6 protein-coding genes and 1 pseudogene are annotated in these 6301 nt (G+C 70.3%); 5 read left to right on the top strand and 2 right to left on the bottom strand.

Annotated elements, in window-relative coordinates:
• Window positions 1–326: pseudogene (locus G5C60_RS30620) on the top strand (radical SAM family heme chaperone HemW); the annotation flags it as partial.
• Between the two features lie 104 nt (window positions 327–430).
• Entirely contained in the window at window positions 431–1021 is a 591-nt protein-coding gene (locus G5C60_RS30615; protein ID WP_165264240.1) for a Uma2 family endonuclease, read from the top strand.
• On the opposite strand, the gene G5C60_RS30610 is transcribed toward G5C60_RS30615, so the two are convergent.
• On the bottom strand, window positions 999–1808 hold the full coding sequence (locus G5C60_RS30610) for a DUF3097 domain-containing protein (RefSeq protein ID WP_165264239.1): 810 nt from the start codon (window positions 1806–1808) through the stop codon (window positions 999–1001). The genes G5C60_RS30615 and G5C60_RS30610 overlap by 23 nt on opposite strands.
• A gap of 30 nt (window positions 1809–1838) precedes the next feature.
• Window positions 1839–2681 (bottom strand): MBL fold metallo-hydrolase, encoded by an 843-nt coding sequence (locus G5C60_RS30605; RefSeq protein ID WP_165264238.1) that lies wholly within the window; start codon window positions 2679–2681, stop codon window positions 1839–1841.
• A 184-nt stretch (window positions 2682–2865) separates the two neighbouring features.
• On the opposite strand from G5C60_RS30605, the gene hrcA reads away from it, so the two are divergent.
• The 3 genes from hrcA to G5C60_RS30590 all read left to right on the top strand — a co-directional run bounded on the left by hrcA (window position 2866) and on the right by G5C60_RS30590 (window position 6280).
• Window positions 2866–3882: a heat-inducible transcriptional repressor HrcA gene (hrcA, locus tag G5C60_RS30600; RefSeq protein ID WP_165264237.1), complete on the top strand. Its 1017-nt coding sequence runs from the start codon at window positions 2866–2868 to the stop codon at window positions 3880–3882.
• On the top strand, window positions 3883–5019 hold the full coding sequence (dnaJ, locus tag G5C60_RS30595; RefSeq protein WP_165264236.1) for a molecular chaperone DnaJ: 1137 nt from the start codon (window positions 3883–3885) through the stop codon (window positions 5017–5019). It begins immediately after the preceding gene.
• Between the two features lie 169 nt (window positions 5020–5188).
• A complete protein-coding gene (locus tag G5C60_RS30590; RefSeq protein ID WP_165264235.1) occupies window positions 5189–6280 on the top strand; it encodes a nitronate monooxygenase in 1092 nt (363 codons plus the stop codon).
• Window positions 6281–6301: the final 21 nt, after the last annotated feature.

Raw genomic sequence — 6301 nt, 5'->3', positions numbered from 1 at the left:
GGGCCCACAGTCACGTGGGCGGGGTGCGGTGGTGGAACGTCAAGCATCCCGGTGCGTACGCCGGGCGCCTTGCGGAGGGTCGGTCACCGGGAGCCGGACGGGAGCTCCTCTCGGAGGAGGACCGCCGCGTGGAGCGCATCCTTCTGGAGCTGCGGCTCCGCGAGGGCTGCCCGTTGTCCTTGCTGAGGCCGGACGGGCTCGCGGCGTCGCGTCGCGCGCTGGCCGAGGGGCTGCTGGAAGCCGGGCCGTACGACGAGGGGCGGGCCGTTCTCACGTTGCGGGGGCGGCTGCTGGCGGATGCGGTGGTCAGGGATTTGGTGGACTGATCACTCGGGCGAGTGAATCGGTGCGGAACGCCGGTTCGGTCCCTAACCTGGTTCGTAGGCTGCCGCCGTAAGCGCACGGTGGCGGAAACCGGAGGGCTGCGGAGATGACCGCTGTGGACGACCGACCGATGACCACCGGCATCGTGAAGATCTTCGAGGAACTTGAGGTTCCCGACGGCTTCAAAGTCGAACTCCTCCGGGGGGTAATTGTGATGATGGCGGGGCCAGATGTGGCCCACAACGACATCGTGGAGGCGGTTCAGGACCAGATCCCTCGGCGGCACTGGCGGCGACTTCAGACCCAGGACATCGCCATCCTCGAAGAGACCAGCGAGCCGCAGCCGGATCTTGTGGTCGTCGAGCGGGGTGCCGGACCCGGTCACGGAAGGCTGATGCCGTCCGAGGTCATCAGCTTGCTGGTGGAGGTCGTCTCCAAGACAAGCGTGGACCGAGACTACGGAGTCAAGCGCTCGATCTACGCAGCGGCAAGGATCCCCGCCTACTTCATCATCGACCCCGTCATGGGCCAGTGCGTTCTGCTCACCGAGCCGACGGGCGCTGGAGAGGATGCGGACTATCGGTGCCAGCGGATCACCAAGTTCGGAGACCTCACGCCCTTGGAGCCCATCGGCGTCGAACTGGACACCAGCGAATTCGCCACGTACGAGAAGGTCAGGCCCCATCGCTGGCCGTAACGAAGTCGATCAACTCCTCCACCCTCCCCAGCAGCGTCGGCTCCAGGTCCTTGTAAGAGCGCACCGTCCCCAGAATCCGCTGCCAGGCCGCCCCGGTGTTTGCAGGCCACCCCAGCGCCCGGCACACCCCCGTCTTCCAGTCCTCCCCGCGCGGGACCCGAGGCCACGCCTCGATGCCCACCGACGACGGCTTCACCGCCTCCCAGATGTCGATGTACGGGTGGCCCACCACCAGCGCGTACTCACTCGTCACCGACTCCGCGATACGGGACTCCTTGCTGCCCGGCACCAGGTGGTCGACCAGGACGCCCAGGCGGGCATCCGGGCCAGGGGCGAAATCGGCCACGATCGACAGGAGGTCGTCGACGCCCTCCAGGTACTCGACGACGACGCCCTCGATGCGGAGGTCGTCGCCCCAGACCTTCTCCACCAGTTCGGCATCGTGGCGGCCCTCGACGTAGATGCGTCCGGCGCGGGCGACGCGGGCCCGGGTGCCGGGGACGGCCACCGAGCCGGATGCCGTACGGGTGGGGCGTACCGGAGCCGAGGACGGGCGGATCAGCGTGACCACGCGGCCCTCCAGCAGGAAGCCGCGCGGCTCCAGCGGGAACACGCGGTGCTTGCCGAAGCGGTCCTCCAGGGTGACCGTGGCGGCCTCGCAGCGGATCACGGCGCCGCAGAAGCCGGTGCCGGGCTCCTCGACGACCAGACCGGGCTCCGCCGGGACCTCGGGTACGGGCTTGGGCTTCTTCCAGGGAGGGGTCAGGTCCGGTGAGTACTGGCGCATTCGGCTGACGATACCTTCACGGCGCGACCTTTACAGCAAGCCGAAACGCCGTGCCAGCGCGTCCCGTTGGGCCCGTACGAAGGCCGCGTCGACGGCGGCGCCGTGGCCGGGAACGTACACCGCGTCCTCGCCGCCCAGGGCGAGCAGCCGGTCGAGGGCGGCGGGCCAGTGGGACGGTACGGCGTCGGGGCCCGCCTGAGGTTCGCCGGACTCCTCGACCAGGTCGCCGCAGAAGACGATCTCGGGGGAAGGGCCCGCACCAAGCCTCCCGGCCGTCCCAAGCCTCCCGGCCGTCCCGGGCGTCCCGGGGGTCCCAAGCCTCCCGGCCGTCCCGGGGGTCCCGGGGGTCACTGATGTCAAGGGCATCCCTGGGACCAGGACCGCCAAGTCGTGGGGTGTGTGGCCGGGACCGACATTAGCCAGAAGGACCTGGCGGCCGCCGCCCAGGTCGAGGGTCCACTCGCCGGACACGAGATGGCGGGGGCGGACGAGGAGATCCGCCGCCTCGGCCGCCTCGCGGGGGTCGGCGCCGTTGCGTACGGCGTCCGCGCGCAGCTCCTCGCGGTCGTGGACGAGGACCCGTTCCACGCCCACCGCGCCGAAGATCTCGACACCCGCGAACGCCGCCGCTCCGAAGACATGGTCGAAGTGGGGATGCGTGAGCGCGAGATGGGTGACTCTGCCACCCCCGAGGAGCCCCTGCGCCTCCGTACGCAGCCGCACGCCCTCCCGCACGCCCGACCCCGCGTCGATCATGAGCGCCGCGCCCTCGCCCACGACCAGCCCGACCGTGCAGTCCCACACGGGAAGACGGCGCCGCCCGACTCCGGGTGCCAATTCCTCCCACCCCGACGCTTCCCAAGTCACCTTCATGCAACGACGCTAGCCCTATGTCCCCGACAGAGCAGGACATGCCCGTACACCTCGGATCGGCGGCGCGGGCCCGCCCTTGCCGGGGCCGTACCCACCGGCCGTACACTTGAGCCGGGATGCTGGCACTCGCGCACGCTGAGTGCCAAGCGAAAGCCACGGGAAAGACCAGCTGGAGGTGTGCGCGATGCTCAGTGAACGCAGGCTCGAAGTGCTCCGCGCCATCGTCCAGGACTACGTGGGCACGGAAGAGCCGGTGGGTTCCAAGGCGCTCACCGAGCGGCACAGCCTCGGAGTCTCCCCGGCGACCGTGCGCAACGACATGGCGGCGCTGGAGGACGAGGGCTACATCGCGCAGCCGCACACCAGCGCCGGACGCATCCCCACGGACAAGGGCTACCGCCTCTTCGTCGACAAGCTCGCGGGCGTCAAGCCGATGACGGCACCCGAGCGGCGCGCGATCCAGAACTTCCTCGACGGCGCCGTCGATCTCGACGACGTGGTGGGCCGGACCGTACGGCTGCTGGCGCAGCTCACCCGGCAGGTCGCCGTGGTGCAGTACCCCTCGCTGACGCGCTCGACGGTGCGGCACGTGGAGCTGCTGTCGCTGGCTCCGGCCCGCGTCATGCTCGTACTGATCACGGACACGGGACGGGTCGAGCAGCGCATGGTCGACTGCCCTGCGCCGTTCGGGGAGGCGTCTCTGGCGGATCTACGCGCGCGGCTCAACAGCCGGGTCGCGGGCCGCCGTTTCACGGACGTCCCGCAGCTGGTGCAGGACCTGCCGGAGGCCTTCGAGGCCGAGGACCGCGGCACGGTCTCGACGGTGCTCTCCACCCTCCTGGAGACGCTCGTCGAGGAGACCGAGGAGCGGCTGATGATCGGCGGCACCGCCAATCTCACCCGCTTCGGACATGACTTTCCCCTCACGATCCGGCCCGTCCTGGAAGCATTGGAGGAGCAGGTCGTCCTCCTCAAACTCCTTGGTGAGGCCAGTGATTCGGGCATGACCGTACGCATCGGTCACGAGAACGCCTATGAGGGACTCAACTCCACGTCGGTCGTCTCGGTCGGTTACGGTTCGGGCGGCGAGGCAGTAGCCAAACTGGGCGTGGTCGGACCGACCCGCATGGATTACCCGGGAACGATGGGAGCGGTACGAGCGGTGGCACGGTACGTCGGACAGATCCTGGCGGAGTCGTAAGTGGCCACGGACTATTACGCCGTACTCGGCGTGCGCCGCGACGCGTCACAGGACGAGATCAAGAAGGCTTTCCGGAGACTCGCACGCGAGCTGCATCCGGACGTCAATCCCGATCCGAAGACGCAGGAGCGGTTCAAGGAGATCAACGCCGCGTACGAGGTGTTGTCGGACCCGCAGAAGAAGCAGGTCTACGACCTCGGCGGCGACCCGCTGACCCAGGCGGGCGGCGGTGGCGCCGGAGGCTTCGGCGCGGGCGGCTTCGGGAACTTCTCGGACATCATGGACGCGTTCTTCGGTACGGCGTCCCAGCGCGGCCCGCGCTCGCGCACCCGGCGCGGCCAGGACGCGATGATCCGCCTGGAGATCGAGCTCGACGAGGCGGCCTTCGGGACGACGAAGGACATCCAGGTCGACACGGCGATCGTGTGCACCACCTGCAGCGGTGAGGGCGCGGCGCCGGGTACCTCGGCGCAGACGTGTGACATGTGCCGTGGCCGCGGTGAGGTCTCGCAGGTCACGCGGTCCTTCCTCGGCCAGGTCATGACGTCCCGGCCCTGCCCGCAGTGCCAGGGCTTCGGCACGGTCGTACCGAACCCGTGCCCGGAGTGCGCGGGTGACGGACGCGTACGGTCGCGCCGGACGCTGACCGTGAAGATCCCGGCGGGTGTCGACAACGGCACGCGGATCCAGCTCGCCGGGGAGGGTGAGGTCGGTCCCGGTGGCGGGCCCGCCGGTGACCTCTACGTCGAGATCCACGAGGTCCCGCACAGCACCTTCCAGCGGCGCGGCGACGATCTGCACTGCACGGTCACCGTCCCGATGACCGCGGCGGCGCTCGGCACGAAGGTTCCGCTGGAGACTCTCGACGGCATGGAGGAGGTCGACATCCGCCCGGGCACGCAGTCCGGCCAGTCGATCCCGCTGCACGGCCGCGGCGTCACGCATCTGCGCGGCGGCGGTCGCGGCGACCTCATCGTCCATGTCGAGGTCATGACCCCGAGCAAGCTCGACGTGGAGCAGGAGCGACTGCTGCGCGAGCTGGCGAAGCTGCGGGGGGAGGAACGGCCCACGGGGCAGTTCCAGCCGGGGCAGCAGGGGTTGTTCTCGCGCCTGAAGGACGCGTTCAACGGGCGCTGACGGCCACCCCGATTTTGGGGCTGGACCGCGCCTGCGAGGCTTGCTGAGCGCGGCTTGTTCTCGTGCCCGTAGCGTGCCCCATAGGCGCTGACAAGCGCCCATTCCGGTGGCGTATGCCAGGCGGAAGGCCGGATTCGGTCCTGTTCGGAGGACGTGACAACATGCCGTCATGTCCTCCGCACTGACCGATCTTTTCCCCCTCCCGATCGTGCAGGCCCCGATGGCGGGCGGCGTCTCCGTGCCGCAGCTCGCCGCGGCCGTGTCCGAGGCCGGGGGGCTCGGTTTTCTCGCCGCCGGGTACAAGACGGCCGACGGCATGTACCAGGAGATCAAGCAGTTGCGCGGGGCCACGGGCCGGCCCTTCGGCGTGAACCTCTTCATGCCGCAGCCCGAGTACGCCGACCCGGCCGCCGTCGAGGTGTACGCCAGCCAGCTCGCCGGCGAGTCCGCCTGGTACGAGACCAAGCTGGGCGACCCGGACAGCGGACGCGACGACGGCTACGACGCCAAGCTCGCGGTGCTCCTCGACAACCCGGTGCCGATCGTCTCCTTCCACTTCGGCTGCCCCACGCGCGAGGTGCTGGACTCCCTCTCCCGTGCCGGCACGTTCACCATGGTCACCGCGACCACCGTGGAGGAGGCGCAGGCCGTGCAGTGGGCGGGCGCCGACGCGGTGATCGTGCAGGGCGTCGAGGCGGGCGGCCACCAGGGCACCCACCGCGACAACCCGGAGACGGACGGCTCCGGCATCGGACTGCTCTCCCTGATCGCGCAGGTCCGCGAGGCCGTGCGGATCCCGATCGTCGCGGCAGGCGGCATCATGCGCGGCAGCCAGATCGCCGCCGCGCTCGCCGCGGGCGCCACCGCGGCCCAGCTCGGCACGGCCTTCCTCGCCACGCCCGAGTCCGGCGCCAACGCCCTGCACAAGCAGGCGCTGACCAACCCCCTTTTCGTCCGTACGGAGCTGACGCGCGCCTTCTCCGGCCGGCCCGCCCGCGGACTGCTGAACCGCTTCATGCGCGAGCACGGGCCGTACGCGCCCGCCGCGTACCCCCAGGTCCACCACCTCACCTCCGGCCTGCGCAAGGCGGCCGCCAAGGCGGGGGACGCCCAGGGGATGGCGCTGTGGGCGGGGCAGGGGCACCGGCTCGCCCGCGATCTGCCGGCGCAGCAGCTGATCGAGGTGCTCGCGGACGAACTGGCCGCGGCGAAGTCGGCCCTGTCGGCGTTGCCCGGCGGGGGCGGGGGTGCCGTCTGTTGACTTCTCCCCTCCCTGAGGGAA

Source organism: Streptomyces scabichelini (genome assembly GCF_011045015.1).
Classification (GTDB): Bacteria; Actinomycetota; Actinomycetes; order Streptomycetales; family Streptomycetaceae; genus Streptomyces; species Streptomyces scabichelini.
Note: the sequence above shows the minus strand (reverse complement) of the source record. Positions and strands in the feature narration are given on the sequence as shown.